The organism is Dialister pneumosintes (assembly GCF_001717505.1).
Classification (GTDB): Bacteria; Bacillota; Negativicutes; order Veillonellales; family Dialisteraceae; genus Allisonella; species Allisonella pneumosinta.
The window spans coordinates 256461-271781 of sequence record NZ_CP017037.1; the positions used below are offsets into that span (position 1 = coordinate 256461).

At 34.5% G+C, this 15321-nt stretch carries 11 protein-coding genes and 1 tRNA gene; 10 read left to right on the forward strand and 2 right to left on the reverse strand.

Translation table 11 applies throughout. The features are described 5' to 3' along the window. Nucleotides 1–21: 21 nt before the first annotated feature. A tRNA-Arg gene (locus BCB69_RS01320) sits at nucleotides 22–96 on the forward strand. Between the two features lie 38 nt (nucleotides 97–134). On the opposite strand, the gene BCB69_RS01325 is transcribed toward BCB69_RS01320, so the two are convergent. Beyond that, nucleotides 135–584, reverse strand: a complete 450-nt coding sequence (locus tag BCB69_RS01325; RefSeq protein ID WP_159049960.1) for a hypothetical protein — start codon at nucleotides 582–584, stop codon at nucleotides 135–137. Between the two features lie 180 nt (nucleotides 585–764). Here BCB69_RS01325 and BCB69_RS01330 point away from each other — a divergent pair, with 180 nt between their 5' ends. From BCB69_RS01330 to cshA, 9 genes are all read left to right on the forward strand, one after another. Then, entirely contained in the window at nucleotides 765–1403 is a 639-nt protein-coding gene (locus BCB69_RS01330; protein WP_022513280.1) for a hypothetical protein, read from the forward strand. A gap of 161 nt (nucleotides 1404–1564) precedes the next feature. Next, the gene (locus BCB69_RS01335; protein ID WP_069176778.1) at nucleotides 1565–2035 is read left to right on the forward strand and encodes a NanQ anomerase/TabA/YiaL family protein; all 471 of its coding nucleotides are present in this window, start codon (nucleotides 1565–1567) and stop codon (nucleotides 2033–2035) included. 93 nt (nucleotides 2036–2128) lie between these two features. Continuing rightward, a complete protein-coding gene (locus BCB69_RS01340) occupies nucleotides 2129–3295 on the forward strand; it encodes an efflux RND transporter periplasmic adaptor subunit (protein ID WP_022513278.1) in 1167 nt (388 codons plus the stop codon). A 9-nt stretch (nucleotides 3296–3304) separates the two neighbouring features. Next, nucleotides 3305–6439, forward strand: a complete 3135-nt coding sequence (locus BCB69_RS01345; RefSeq protein WP_069176779.1) for an efflux RND transporter permease subunit — start codon at nucleotides 3305–3307, stop codon at nucleotides 6437–6439. A 102-nt stretch (nucleotides 6440–6541) separates the two neighbouring features. After that, nucleotides 6542–7195 (forward strand): HAD family hydrolase, encoded by a 654-nt coding sequence (locus tag BCB69_RS01350; RefSeq protein ID WP_069176780.1) that lies wholly within the window; start codon nucleotides 6542–6544, stop codon nucleotides 7193–7195. 107 nt (nucleotides 7196–7302) lie between these two features. Continuing rightward, a complete protein-coding gene (locus BCB69_RS01355) occupies nucleotides 7303–8469 on the forward strand; it encodes an alanyl-tRNA editing protein (protein ID WP_083989978.1) in 1167 nt (388 codons plus the stop codon). Between the two features lie 108 nt (nucleotides 8470–8577). Continuing rightward, on the forward strand, nucleotides 8578–9948 hold the full coding sequence (locus BCB69_RS01360; protein WP_069176781.1) for a sodium-dependent transporter: 1371 nt from the start codon (nucleotides 8578–8580) through the stop codon (nucleotides 9946–9948). A 128-nt stretch (nucleotides 9949–10076) separates the two neighbouring features. Beyond that, nucleotides 10077–11444, forward strand: a complete 1368-nt coding sequence (locus tag BCB69_RS01365) for a sodium-dependent transporter (protein ID WP_069176782.1) — start codon at nucleotides 10077–10079, stop codon at nucleotides 11442–11444. A 318-nt stretch (nucleotides 11445–11762) separates the two neighbouring features. Continuing rightward, nucleotides 11763–13322, forward strand: coding sequence for a degradosome RNA helicase CshA (gene cshA, locus BCB69_RS01370; protein WP_069176783.1), 1560 nt, complete (start codon nucleotides 11763–11765; stop codon nucleotides 13320–13322). Nucleotides 13323–13386: 64 nt separating this feature from the next. On the opposite strand, the gene nadE is transcribed toward cshA, so the two are convergent. Next, nucleotides 13387–15273 (reverse strand): NAD(+) synthase, encoded by a 1887-nt coding sequence (gene nadE / locus BCB69_RS01375; protein ID WP_069176784.1) that lies wholly within the window; start codon nucleotides 15271–15273, stop codon nucleotides 13387–13389. Nucleotides 15274–15321: the final 48 nt, after the last annotated feature.

The window sequence follows — 15321 nt, forward strand, 5'->3', positions numbered from 1 at the left end:
ATGATATAATTTTTTCATTAGGCGCCTATAGCTCAGAGGATAGAGCACTGGTCTCCGGAACCGGGTGCGAGGGTTCGAATCCCTCTAGGCGCTCCAAAAATAAAAAAGGCTTCTCGAGAAATCGAAAAGCCTTTTTAGTTAATCAGATATTTTTGTATGTAATAATTTACCCAATGGATAACAACTTTTCGTTTATAGATTTTATATATAATAATTCCGAAACAAAACATGATAAGCATAGGTATCATGGTGAGTAGGACTACTAACAAAATTTGTTGAGTTGTAATGTCAGGATTTGTAAAAACATTAATCCATACATCACCCCAATACCATATTAGTATAGCAAATCCCAATAACTCAATACTTATAATACCGCCGACAAATATTGTTAGAATTCGGCTAATGAACAGCATACATTTTTCAATCGGGAGTAATTTTATAGAAGGAATATCTTTTGTCCACTCTTCTAATTGCTCTTTATTCATTTTTATTGCTTTTCTTAGAGGTGTAATTTGGACAATGATAATTCCTATAAGGAGTACCGGGATAAGTTTTAATTTTAATAACATGATTTGAGATTTCATTTTTTCGATTTTTAATAAAAGATTTTAACAATAAAATTATTTATTTTATATAATATACTACGCAAATATACTAATCAAATGGAGAATGGTTATATGTTAATAATGTTATAAATTTTATATAATACAATTAACATAATAATATAGAAATTTATTTTAGTAGGCGTGGAAGGGAAATTTAAAATGAATACTATCCATAAAATTGTATTGTCTGTCGGAGTACTTTTTAATACAGTGATGATTACTGCTTGTGGTACTTTAGGTAATAGTACTCCAAAGGGGGTAGAGGGAACTTGGTTTAACTATAATGGATTTACCGTAGATACAGTTCGAAATCATGAAGATGAACCGATTAAAGAATTATCCATTAGCAAAGACGGGGATATGGTCAATATATCTGTAGTAGCTTATAACTATCAATTTACAACTCCGAATCATCAACCGATGATGACCATATTGGAATCAACTCCAAGTGGAAAACGAATAGATGTGGATGTAGATGTGAAATTAGAAAAATTAACTACAAATATTTCTGATCGAAAGGGGAAACTCGTAAATAATCAAATTATATTCAATTTAGATGGAGATAGGGAACAAATAAATTATGATTCAAAGAATGATACGGTTACTCTTTGGGGAGATACTTATAAACGTTCTACAGGAAAAGACCATTTAACAAATCTTGCAAAACAATTTAAAGTAGATGTTCAATCCGCTTCTACTCAATATTTCAAAGAAATAGGAAAAATTGCGGATCCTCCTGTTCAATTTGAAATGAGATATAGATTTAATGATGATATTTTAAATAAAGAAAAATATTAGAATTTATAGAAAGAATAAAAAGATTTTTTCAATTACAGAAAAGATTTTTATTCTTTCTTATTTTATATTATTAGAACACAAGGTTGTTTTGACTTAGTTTATATTTATTTTATTTATGATATCATGAGGATAATTAGATATTTATATAGAAAGGATACGTTATGATTGCTGGGGAATCTCAATATATAGAAATATATAAAAAACAAATACCAAAAGTTATTTATGATTGTTTAAAACAAGTAATGATGCTTGATCTTTCAAGGATTAAGGATGGTAATTTATCTATTTTGGGATATAGAGCCTCTCTTGAGTCACCTTTTACCGAAGAAGCTTCTTATAGAAAATTAGAAGGTCATAAGAAGTTTATTGATTTAGTATATTTAATTAAAGGGGAAGAGCGGATAGGAATACAACCTTATTCTTGTCGTCAGGAAGAAGTAGAAGCATATCCGGATAGGGATTTATATTTTTATAAAGGAAAAGAAAAAGAATCCAGTTTATATTTGACAGAAGGTTCTTTTATTGTTTGTTTTCCAGAAGATTTACATAGACCGTTGTGTAAAAGTGGGCAAGGAATTGCACAAATAAGGAAGATGGTAGTAAAGATTCCTTTGGAATCTATTGTAAAATAATTAAATAGTTATCTATTGAAATTGAATATATCATTTGATACCATTAATAATGATATATTTTTATGTAAAATTTATAAGTTTTGGGGGTATATAATGAATTATAAAAAGAGGCTGGCGGTAGCTATGGTAGGAATGATTGTTTCTGCTGGTTTGCTAGCTGGTTGTGGTTCTAAATCAGGGAACACACAACAAGAAACCAAAGTAAATACTTTTAAAGTATTTACTTCTGATACACCGATTCAGCGTGAATACACAGGGACGATTTCAGCTTTACAAGAAGTCCCGGTTAAAGCTAAGGTTTCGGGTACAGTTATTGAGAAATATATAAGTGGAGGAGAAAGAGTAGTTGAAGGACAGCCCTTATATCGTATTGATGCAAGAACTTACCAAGCTGCTTTAGCTACAGCACAAGCAGAAGCTGCAAGAGCTGCCGCTACTTATGAAAATGCACAAACTGATTTGGCACGTTATGAGCAATTGATTTCTAGTGGAGCTATTTCGCAACAAGTATATGATACACAGCGAGCAGCAACTTCACAGTACAGAGCGGCATTGGAAGCGGCACAAGCACAAGTACAAATTGCACAGGACAATTTAAATGATACGATTGTTACGGCACCATTTACGGGTACGTTGTCAATGGATGATGTGAATATAGGTACTTACGTTGCTGCCGGGAATACACCTTTAGTAACTATTTCATCAGCAGATCCTTTGTATGTACAATTTGATATGTCGGAAGAAGAATATCTTGGCTTCATTAAGGAAAAAGGTGGAACCAGTGCATTAGGAGATGTATTGAAACTTAAATTATCAGATGGAAGCATGTATGCTGATACCGGTAAAATTGTGCAAGTTAGCCCTAGCCTAAATGGAGGACAGATTTCATTTAAAGCATCGTTTCCTAATACTAATAATTTACTCCTTCCGGGGATGTATGCAACGGTTGTAGCAGACTCTCAGGTAGCAGCTAATAGCATGCTTATTCCCGCGAAAGCAATTATTCCCTTGTTGAATAAAAATATGGTAGATGTAATTGTTGATGGCAAAGTGGTACAAAAGCCGGTTGTTATTGCAGGGCAATATGGAATTTATTCTATTATTACTTCCGGAATTAATACAGGTGATGAAGTGGTAGTAGAAGGCCAAAATAAGATTGTAAATGGACAGGCAGTTAAGACAGAAGTTATTACAAAAGAGGTATTAGAACAACAAGCTAAACAAGCAATTACTGCACAATCTGCCGGTGGTACCAAGTAAGGAGGCCTTATGTCAAAATTTTTTATAGAGCGTCCTATATTTGCTATTGTGTTGTCGCTCGTTATTTCTATAGCGGGGATTCTTTGTATATTTACTTTACCGGTTGACCGTTATCCTAAAATTACGCCGCCTCAAGTGTCTGTACATGCCAGTTATTATGGCGCAGATGCTCAGGTTGTAAACGATACGGTTGCAGAAGTTATAGAAAAGCAAGTAGTTTCAGTAGAAGGGTTTGATAGCATGTCTTCTACCAGTAACTCTAATGGCTCTTATTCTTTAAATGTACAGTTTAAGAGTGGTATAGATTCTGATATGGCTACTGTTCGTGTGCAGAATGCAGTAAACCAAGCAACGGCAGCTCTTCCTGACTCTGTCAGAACTTTAGGTGTAACTACACAAAAATCATCCGGGGATATGGCAATGGTTATTGCGCTGACATCACCTAATAACACTTATGATGCTGCTTTTTTAAAAAATTATTTCAGTATTAATTATTTAGATGAATTAAAGACTATCCCCGGTGTAGGTACTATACAGGAATTTGGTTCTGATTATGCTATGCGAGTATGGTTAGATCCAATGAAGATGACTAAAAATAATATTACAACAACAGAAGTTGTGAATGCTATTCGTGTCCAGAATCAACAAATTGCAGGTGGTATTATTGGTACGGCACCTGTTACAGAAAGTGCTGCACTTCAGTATATTGTTAATGCAGAAGGGCGCCTTAAGACACCGGATGAATTTGGAACTATTGTATTGCGTACGAATCAAGACGGTTCTTTATTGAAGTTAAAGGATATTGCACGTATTGTCATGGATCAAAGGTCGTATGACTTTATTGCTCGTAATGGAGGGAAACCGTCGGCAGCTATTGCATTTTCCTTAACTGATGATGCTAATGCTGTGGAAACTTTAGGAAAAATTAAAGCCAAAGTAGCAGAAGACGCAAAGAGCTTTCCTGAAGATATGACGTATTCTATTAATACAGATAATACAGATTTTATCAATGCATCTATCGGTGAAGTTATAGAAACCTTTTTTGAGGCATTGCTTCTTGTTGCATTAATCGTTTATGTATTCTTACAAAATTGGAGATCTACTCTTATTCCTATGATTGCAGTTCCTGTTTCTTTACTAGGAACGTTAGCATCTTTTGAAGTACTTGGTTTTACTATCAATACATTAACTTTGTTCGCGATGGTATTAGCTATCGGATTGGTTGTAGATGATGCTATTGTTGTTATAGAAGCAGTTGAATACGAGATGCGATATAACAATAAAACACCAAAGGAAGCTACTTATATAGCTATGAAAAAAGTACAGGGACCTGTAATTGGGGTGGCCTGTGTATTGGCAGCTGTCTTTGTCCCGGTAGCTTTTCTTGGCGGAGTTATGGGAATTTTATATAAGCAGTTTGCTTTGACTATTGCAATTTCAGTAGTTATTTCTGCATTTACTGCATTATCTCTAACACCTACACTTTGTGCGTCTATGCTTAAAGAGATAGAGAAAAAATCTGGTGAACGTAGTCACTTGAATAAAGTATGGGACACCTTTAATGATTATTTTGATCGTATGGTTAAGGTATATGGAATCTTTTTACGTAAATTGGCACAGCGAATTATGATTCCTTTAGGTGTATTGGTAGGCATAACTATAATCTCTGTTGGGTTATTTATTAAATTACCGACAGCTTTCTTACCACAAGAAGATAATGGTTATTTTTTGGCAGCATTTAGTTTGCCTGAAGGTGCTGTAAATACTAGGACGAATCAACAAATTTCAGGATTCTTAAAGTTTATGGAACAGCAAGCCGGCGTAGAATCTACTTTGGGGATTACCGGGTTTGATATTTTATCTGGAGGGCAAAAAGCTAATGCGGGGACTTCTTTCGTAAAATTGAAGTCATGGAAAGAACGAAATTCACCGGAACAATCGGTAAATGCATTAATTGGTAAAGCTTTTGCTTATGGAGCTATGAATCCTGGTGCTAATGTCATTGCATTAAACCCTTCTCCTATTCCCGGATTAGGCGTATCCGGCGGATTTTCCCTATATATTTTAAATAAAAATGGTAGTAGCATGGAGGAAATGAATGCTATAGTAGGGAAATTCTTGGCAGCAGCTAATCAAAGACCTGAAATTAGTAAAGCCTATACAACTTTCCGTATGGATACACCTGCTTATAAATATGATGTTAATCGTTTGAAAGCACAAAAGAATCAAGTTAATATTGGAGATGTTTTCAGTACATTAGCTACCTTCTATGGTGGGGCTTCTATTAATGACTTTACTGCCTATGGGCGTAATTTTAAAGTTATTGCAGAGGGCGATACCCCTTATCGTATGAATGTGAGTGATAATAAATATGTTACTGTACGAGATGGTATGGGAAATATGGTTCCTATAGGAAACTTTATTACACCTACACAAACGAGTACAGCAGCCGTAATCACTCGATTTAATAATTTCCCTGCCATTAAGATTGGCGGAAGTAATGCAGAAGGATACTCTTCCGGTCAGGCGTTGAATGCTTTGGCAGATGTAGCAAAAGAAGTTCTTCCTAGTGGATATAGTTATGCTTTTGCAGAATCCTCACAACAGGAAGTGGAGGCAGGAAGCAAGACAGTTTATGCATTATCATTAGGAATTTTGTTTGTATTCCTTTCTTTAGCAGCGTTATATGAAAGTTGGAAAATTCCGTTTACTGTTTTGTTTGGTTTACCGACTGGTTTCTTTGGTGCTACAATTGCCGCATTTTTGTTCAATGTTTATAATGACATATACTTTCAAATCGGATTGTTGACGATTATTGGATTGGCAGCAAAAAATGCGATTTTGATTGTTGAATATGCTAAGGTTCGCGTTGATAATGGTATGGATATAGTAGAGTCAGCTATTGAAGCCTCGGAAATTCGTTTGCGCCCAATACTAATGACTTCTTTAGCATTTATCTTAGGAAATATTCCTTTGGCATTATCATCAGGAGCAGGATCTGTTTCAAGGTCTGAAATGGGGATTGCAGTAGTATTTGGGGTTACTTCAGCAACTATATTCCAAATCTTTATTGTTCCAATGTTATTTATTGCTTTAGAAAAAATTCATTTTAGCAGTCTTACACAATTTTTAACGAAAAAGTAATTATAAAAAGACTTACCTTGAGGGGTAGGTCTTTTTAGTTGTTATATAAACTCATGATATACTAAAAGAAATTATATTTATAGAAATAGGAGCTGAAAGAATATGACGATTAAAGCAGTGGTTTTTGATTTAGATGGAACTTTATTGGACTCACTGGAAGATATTGCTTTTTCTGTCAATGCTGCCATGCGTAAAGTATCTTGCCCGGAACATTCCGTAGAAACTATTCGAAGTTTTGTAGGCTATGGAATAGCAAGGTTAATTAAAGATGCATTACCTAAAGATGTAGAAAAAGGAATTTATAAAGAAGCTTGTGATTTTTTTTATAAACATTATGTAGAACATGCCGATAGTAAAACAGTTGTATACCCTGGGATTTTAGATATGTTAAAACAGTTAAAAAGTATGGGGATTATATTGGCAGTATTATCAAATAAGGCAGAACCTGCTGTAGAAGTATTATGCGATAATTTTTTTCCCGGAATTTTTAAAATAACAGCAGGCGCAAGAGAAGATTTTTTTAAGAAACCGGATCCTACTCGTTTATTATCTATTTTAAAAGAGTTGGAAGTAACTGCAGCCTCTACTGTTTATGTTGGGGATTCTGACGTGGATGTATATACTGCACATAATGCAAAAGTACATTCTATTGCTGTAGATTGGGGATATAGGAATAGAAAGTCTTTGTTGGCAGCAGGCGCTTCTACTATAGTTTCTAATGCAAATGAGATTATAAAAGCAGTAAAATATATGTAAATAAAATTAAGAAATAAAGTTTGTTATTTAATGACAAACTTTATTTTAATTTATAAGGATTATCGTAATAAAAGTAGATGATTTAATAAGAAAGGATTTTATGAAATATGAGAGAGATGAATGAATTGTTTTATCAAGATGCATATATACGTGAGTTTGATACCATTGTTGTTAGTTGTAAGAGGGGGAATAAGGGATATGAGGTCATTTTAGATAATACAGCTTTTTATCCGGAAGGTGGTGGACAACCTGCAGATAGAGGATGGTTAAATAAGATTTCGGTTATAGATGTAAAACGACAAAATGATATTATTATACACTTTATGCAAGAACCTTTAATGAAAGGGACTTGTGTGCATGGTGTTCTGGACTGGCAGAGACGTTTTGATTATATGCAGCAGCATTCAGGAGAACATATTCTTTCGGGGATTATTCATAAAAGATATGGTTATGATAATGTGGGATTTCATATGAATGACCATATAGTAACTGTGGATTTTAACGGTTTTATTAGTACTGAAGATGCGTATGCGATAGAAAAAGAGGTTAACTCTTATATTTGGAGTAATGCAAATAGTTTTGAACGATATCCTACTAAGGAAGAATTAGAGTATATGGACTATAGAAGTAAAAAAGAAATAACAGGGAAAGTACGATTGGTAGAATATCCCGGTGCCGATTGTTGTGCATGTTGCGGAACTCATGTTGCTAATACCGGAGAGATTGGGTTAATGAAAATTCTTTCTATAGCAAAACATAAAACCGGTGTTCGTTTAGAAGTTGTTTTTGGTAGTCGGGCTATGGCTGATTATAATACGAAGCATAATTTAAATAGTAAAATATCAAATATGTTTTCGACAAAGCCTTATGAAATAGCAGATGCTGTTGAAAAAGTGTTACAGGACACAGTTTCTTTAAAACAGCGTGTACAAGAAATTTATGAATTTTATTACAAAGCAAAAGCAGAGAACATACCTAAGGATAGTAAAAGTGTTTTTTTATATGAACCACATATGACAAATCTTGAGATTAGAAGGTTTTGTGAATTTTTATTAAAAAATAAAGTGGCACAAACAGCGATGATTATATCTAAGAAAGCGGATTCTTATTTTAATTATGTAATTGGAAGTAGAGAGAAAGATATGAAAGCATTGGGAAAAACACTTAATCATGAGTTATGTGGTAGAGGTGGTGGTAAAGTAGAAATGATTCAAGGTAGTTATCAATCCGATTTTGAAAAAATTCAAGCAGCTTATACAAAATATTTAAAATAAAAAATAAATTATTTATATATAGGATATATAGCAAGACAAGAAACTGTATGATATACTGTACTCATTATATTTTCGCATATTGCAGAGTGGTAGAAGAGGAGGGAAAATATGCGAGGACAGTTTTCAACTAGATTAGGATTCATTCTTGTGTCAGCAGGATGTGCTATTGGTCTGGGAAACGTATGGAGATTTCCTTATATTGCAGGTAAATATGGCGGGGCTATGTTTGTTCTGTTCTATTTAGGCTTTTTAGCAATTTTAGGACTTCCTATTATGGCATGTGAATTTGCAGTCGGAAGAGCAAGTCAGCGAAGTGTAGCTACTTCATTTGAAGTATTGGAACCTGAGGGAACTAAGTGGCATTGGTATAAATACGGTGCTATTGCCGGCAATATACTGCTTATGATGTTTTATACTACTATTTCCGGTTGGATGGCATACTATTTTTATAAAATGCTCGTAGGCGATTTTAATGGACTTACTGCAGAGGCTGTAGGTATTCTGTTTGGAAATCTATTGGCAGATCCGTTAACCATGTTTGGATACATGGCAGGTATTGTTGTGATTTGTTTTGGTGTTTGTTATTTAGGGTTACAAAAAGGTGTTGAACGTATCACTAAAACAATGATGCTTTGCTTATTGGCACTTATGATTGCATTGGCGATTAACTCCTTGTTACTTCCCGGAGCGGGGAAAGGATTGGAATATTATTTACTACCCAATTGGCAACGCTTTATAGAGTATGGTGCACAAGAGGTTATTTTTGCTGCTATGGGACAAGCTTTTTTTACTCTATCACTTGGTATTGGTGCGTTAGCTATTTTTGGAAGTTATATTGGTAAAGAAAAGAGGCTGGCAGGTGAAGGTATTTGGATTATTATGCTAGATACTTTTGTAGCGGTTATGTCAGGTCTTATTATATTTCCGGCATGTTTTAGTTATGGAGTGGATCCGGGAAGTGGGCCTAATTTGCTGTTTGTATCCTTGCCTAATGTTTTTATTCATATGCCATATGGACAGATTTGGGGTTCTTTATTTTTCTTATTTATGATATTTGCATCTTTTTCTACGGTAATTGCTGTATTTGAGAATTTAACTTCTTGTTTTTCGGAATTACTTGATGTAGATAGGAAGAAAATTATATTATGTCTTATTCCTACCATAATCATTTTATCTTTACCATGTATTTTAGGTTTTAATGTTTGGAACGGATTTCAACCATTGGGGACCGGAACCGGAGTATTAGACTTAGAAGATTTCTTCGTAAGTAACAATATACTTCCTTTAGGTAGTTTATTATATCTTGTATTTTGTACCAGTCGCTATGGTTGGGGATGGAAGAATTTCTTTCAAGAAGTAAATACAGGAGAAGGGTTAAAATTTCCGCAATGGTTAAGAGTTTATATGACATGGGGATTACCATTGATTGTGCTGTATATTTTTGTAACCGGTTATTATAGTATCTTTTTTGCTAAATAATCATGATAACAAAAATATATGGAATCTAGACTTAATATGATATACTATTTGAAAGATGTTTCAAGACCGTATTATATATATGGCTAATAGCATCTAACAGTAGGATTTGTAGCATGGGAGGAGTTAGTATGCAAGGAAAATTTTCGACTAGATTAGGTTTTATTCTAGTATCGGCAGGATGTGCCATCGGATTGGGCAATGTATGGAGATTTCCATACATCGCCGGAAAGTATGGTGGAGCAACTTTTGTTCTTTTCTATTTATTGTTTTTAGCAATATTAGGATTGCCCATCGTTATGTGTGAGTTATCAGTTGGACGAGGTAGTCGGATGAGTGCTGCCGGATCTTTTGATACATTGGAACCTAAAGGTACTAAATGGCATTGGTATAAATATCCGGCTATTGCTGGAAATGTGTTGCTGATGATGTTTTACACTACAATTTCCGGGTGGATGGTTTACTATTTTTACAAAATGGTTACTACCGGATTTAAAGGGATGGACTCTACTGCTATATCTAATGTATTTGGGGATTTGCTCAACCAACCAATAACAATGGCAGGATGTATGATTTTTACCGTCATTATTTGTTTCGGGGTATGTCTTATGGGACTTCGTAATGGGGTAGAACGTATTACGAAAATTATGATGGTTGTACTTATTTTGTTGATGGTTGCTTTGGCTATTAACTCATTAACATTACCGGGGGCTATTGATGGATTAAAATACTATCTCTTACCGGATTGGAATCGTTTTGTTGAAGGGGGAGCACAAGAAGCTATCTTTGCCGCTATGGGACAAGCATTCTTTACTCTTTCTATCGGGCAAGGTTCCATAGCAGTTTTCGGTAGCTATATTGGGAAAGAAAAGCGATTAATGGGAGAAGGTATTTTAATTATACTTTTGGATACCTTTGTTGCTATTGTTGCGGGACTTATTATATTCCCTGCTTGTTTTAGTTATGGAGTGGATCCGGGAAGTGGTCCTAATTTATTATTTGTTTCCTTACCTAGTGTGTTTTCTAATATGCCTGGCGGACAAATTTGGGGCTCTTTATTTTTCTTATTTATGATATTTGCATCTTTTTCTACAGTAATTGCTATCTTTGAAAATTTAACTACCTGTTTTGGAGAATTGTTTAATTTAAAAAGAAATACTGTTATTTTCGCATTGATTCCAGCTATTATTTTATTGTCGTTACCTTGTGTATTAGGTTTTAATATATGGAGTGATATTCATCCTTTGGGTGGAAATAGTGGAATATTAGATTTAGAAGATTTCATTATTAGTAACAATGTACTTCCTTTAGGTAGTCTAGTATACCTTACTTTCTGTACAACTCGTTATGGCTGGGGATGGGACAATTTCTTTGAAGAAGTTAATTTAGGAACCGGATTAAAATTTCCGGCATGGATTCGGACATATATGACTTGGGGATTACCGGTTATTGTTCTTTATATTTTTATTAGCGGATATTATGCAATGTTCTTTAAATAATATAAAAAATAGACGATCTGTTGATCGTCTATTTTTTATGAAGAAGTTTATTTTATACCATAAATAATATTTGTCGCTATGTGAGTTGAATATGTGTTACAATAAAGAGCAATTGTAAAGGGGAGCGTATTTTCATTACAAGCAAGTATATAGTTATGTGCTACAGTAAAAACATAGAAAATATAAAATAATCAAATAAAATAAAGATGAGAAATACAATCTTGATATAGAGGAGAAAATTATTATAAAACTATGGATAAGATACGAAACCCCATTAGTTTAGGAAATAAAAATTTCAAAGTATAATAAGGAGAAAAGATGGAAGTTAGTAAGGCAAATGAAACAATTCAATGTAAAGAAAAGGTAACAACTTTTGTAGATTTAGGAGTCAGTAAAGAAATTATTAAAGCAGTAAGTGATATGGGGTTTGAAGAGCCTACTCCTATTCAAAAAATGTCGATACCGGTAGCTTTGCAAAAGCAGGATATTATTGGACAGGCACAGACCGGTACCGGAAAGACTGCAGCTTTTGGTATTCCTATTTTAGAAAATATTGATATCTCCGCTCCGGGACCGCAAGCTATTGTACTTTCGCCAACAAGAGAACTTGCTATTCAATCTGCAGAAGAAATTAATCATTTAGCACAATATTTGTCTACTCATGCATTACCTATTTATGGTGGACAAGATATTAATCGTCAATTTAGAGCATTAAATAAAAAACCGAATATTATTGTAGCAACGCCGGGTCGATTAATGGATCATATGGAACGTGGTACAATTGATTTATCTCATGTACAAATTTTAGTTCTTGATGAAGCTGATGAAATGGTTAATATGGGCTTTATCGATGATATACGCACTATATTAAAAACGATTCCGGAAGAAAGACAAACCATGCTGTTTTCGGCGACTATGCCTGCTACGATTCGTGATTTGGTAAACTCTTTTTTAAGAGAGCCACAGTTAGTTAAGGTGAAGTCATCTACGGTTACCATTGATTTGGTAGAGCAGCAATATATTGAATTGCCGGATCGCCAAAAATTTGATGCATTATGCCGGTTATTAGATATGCAAGCTCCTGAATTGGCAATCGTATTTGTTCGAACAAAGCGTCGTGCTGATGAAGTAACAGAAGCTTTAAAGAAGCGTGGATACTCAGCAGAAGGGATTCATGGAGATTTATCACAGGCTAAAAGAGATTCAGTTATTAGGCAATTTAAAGAAAATACAATAGACATATTAGTTGCAACGGATGTGGCTGCTCGTGGATTAGATATTAGCGGCGTTACACATGTATACAATTTTGATTTGCCTCAAGATCCTGAAATCTATGTACACAGAGTAGGAAGAACCGGTCGTGCAGGACAGACAGGGCAGGCAATCACTTTTATAATCTCTAGAGAAATGGGTCAGTTTAGAGCTATTGAACGAGCTATTCGTCGTAAGATTACACGGAGAACAGTGCCTACATTATCTGAGGTTATTGCTGAAAATCAACGAAGTGCTATTACACAACTGGTAGAAACAGCCGGAAATTCCGGACTGGAAGAATTTAGAGAAAATGCAGAAGAATTACTTAATAATATTGACTCTACCACTTTAGTGGCAGCTGCTATTAAGTTATTGACCAAACAGCCGGATGTAACACCTGTATGTATTAGTACGGAAGCACCATATGGTCGTCGTAACGGCTTTAAAGGTGGACGTGGATTCCGAAATAGTTCACGTAGAGGAGATAGAAACTTTAGACGCCATAAAGAGGAAGAACGCCATGGCGGAAGAAGAGGAACTAAATCGAGTTCTTATGGGAAAAAGAAACAAACAAAAGATAGACGTCCTAAAGAATCGGCATTTAAACCATATTTTAAAGGTTAGTAAAAAACACCCCACATAGCTGGGGTGTTTTTTGTTAGTGTAAAATTTATACATTAAAGGTTTATTATTTTTTTAATAGAGTTTCTTTTAATTGCAAATATTTAGTGGTGTAATAAGGTTGAAGTTGAGATTCTCTTAGGTCAAATCCATAAGAACGTCGACTCACGGAAAGTATAGGAGGCGATTGTATTCTTTTGGCAACGGAAAATCCTGAGAAAAGGTTCCACCATTTTTCTAAATCGGAAATAAATTCGAATGGAGTCTTAAAAATTTCACTGGATTTTCTTGTACAACCTAAATGTTTATCCAATGTACCATCGATGTACCAACCGAGAATGGTTTCCGGGGTGGCACGATTCCACGGTTCGATAAAACTTTTTAATAAATAGTCATGATACTCATAGATTAAAGGATCACCGAGCCCTTTTTCTATAGATTGTGCAGGGGATAATTCTGCACTTGGATTAATGTTAAAATTTTCGGCAGGTATTATTTCTTGATTAAAGAATGCATTAAGACTATGACCTAACTCATAAATTTGATGTTTCCATAAATCTCCTGTAGCGGCAATAGCACCTGCTAAATCACCATATAAAGTGCCATAGCCGACAGTGAGTTCCGTTTTATTTGCATTGCAAGTAAAAATTCCTTGGAATTGTGCAGCAAGACTTGCTAGGACTCGACCGGAACGATCTCTTGCTTGCATATTTTCTTGCATGAAAGAGGTAATTGGTAGTTGTTGTATCCCCTTTGTAGTTTGAATAGAAAGGTTATGTAATTCCGAATAAGTATTAGCTATAGGTTGATGAATAGGAATAGAAACATAAGGACAATTTAGGTTTAATGCAAGTTGATGAGCAAGATTTTTAGTTACATGGGAGTTAAATTGAGTAGGAAGATTTACTAATAAAACTTGATCAGCGGGGAGAATGCTGCGGTATAAGGCTGCATTTACAGCAGAATCGATACCTCCTGATACTCCTATAACGACATGATGTATCTGAATTGATTTTAAAAATTCAGATAAACCATAACGTAAAGCTTCTAGTACAGAAGGGGAAGATGCGTAAATAGTAGCTTCGTTAGGTGTAATAAGTCCTATATTTTCGTTTAATGAAAATATAGTGCTGGACGGATTAAAAGCAGTTGTTTCTCCGGTAAGAATTCCTTGTGCATTATAAGAGGCGCTTTGTCCATCAAAAACATAACAGTTTTTTCCATTATTTTGCATGCCGCATTGATTTACATATAGCATGGGAATTTGGAGATCTCTTGTTAATTTAGAAATCATACGATGACGTTTTTGATTTTTTTCCAAAGCAAAAGGCGAGGCGGATAAGTTAATGAATAATTTTACTTGTTTGTCTTTTAAAATATGCATAGGACGAATGGGATAGTTTTCATCCCAACTATCCTCACATAAAATAATGCCACAACAAAGAGGTTCTTTTTGTGAAGGGATTGGAAGGTGGAAAGGTTGTAAAGTGGCTTCTATAGGCATATGATTTTCAGCAGCTACTTCAATCATACTTGTAAAATGTCTAGGATCATCAAATTGTCTATAATTGGGTAATAGTGTTTTGATTGTATAAGGGAGATTGCTATTAGTAGGAGATACTAATTTACCATTATAAGCTGCAAATGCTGCATTATATTTTCTGACATGACCGTCATTTCCTATAAGAGTTCTGTCAACAGCTACGTTTCCCCAAACAATAGTTAAGTTTTGTGAAGCTTCAATAATCCGTTGCCCATAAAGTTTACATTCTTCTAAAAAAGAATCTTGTTCCCAAATGTCACCAATGAGATATCCGGAAAGACACATTTCAGGTAAAACAAGTACGTCAACCTGTTTTTGTTTTGCTTTTTGAATTTCTTTCTCTATAAGTTTCCAATTTGCTCTCACATTACCAGGGACAACTGCTAATTGTACGGTTTGAATTTGTATCATAAGTCCTCCTTGCTTAGTGTAAGGATGTGTAATTTTATTATCAGTTCT

Coding starts and splice junctions, on each gene's coding strand:
- BCB69_RS01325 (WP_159049960.1), bottom strand. CDS start 584: ATGAAATCTCAAATCATGTTATTAAAATTAAAACTTATCCCGGTACTC.
- BCB69_RS01330 (WP_022513280.1), top strand. CDS start 765: ATGAATACTATCCATAAAATTGTATTGTCTGTCGGAGTACTTTTTAAT.
- BCB69_RS01335 (WP_069176778.1), top strand. CDS start 1,565: ATGATTGCTGGGGAATCTCAATATATAGAAATATATAAAAAACAAATA.
- BCB69_RS01340 (WP_022513278.1), top strand. CDS start 2,129: ATGAATTATAAAAAGAGGCTGGCGGTAGCTATGGTAGGAATGATTGTT.
- BCB69_RS01345 (WP_069176779.1), top strand. CDS start 3,305: ATGTCAAAATTTTTTATAGAGCGTCCTATATTTGCTATTGTGTTGTCG.
- BCB69_RS01350 (WP_069176780.1), top strand. CDS start 6,542: ATGACGATTAAAGCAGTGGTTTTTGATTTAGATGGAACTTTATTGGAC.
- BCB69_RS01355 (WP_083989978.1), top strand. CDS start 7,303: ATGAGAGAGATGAATGAATTGTTTTATCAAGATGCATATATACGTGAG.
- BCB69_RS01360 (WP_069176781.1), top strand. CDS start 8,578: ATGCGAGGACAGTTTTCAACTAGATTAGGATTCATTCTTGTGTCAGCA.
- BCB69_RS01365 (WP_069176782.1), top strand. CDS start 10,077: ATGCAAGGAAAATTTTCGACTAGATTAGGTTTTATTCTAGTATCGGCA.
- cshA (WP_069176783.1), top strand. CDS start 11,763: ATGGAAGTTAGTAAGGCAAATGAAACAATTCAATGTAAAGAAAAGGTA.
- nadE (WP_069176784.1), bottom strand. CDS start 15,273: ATGATACAAATTCAAACCGTACAATTAGCAGTTGTCCCTGGTAATGTG.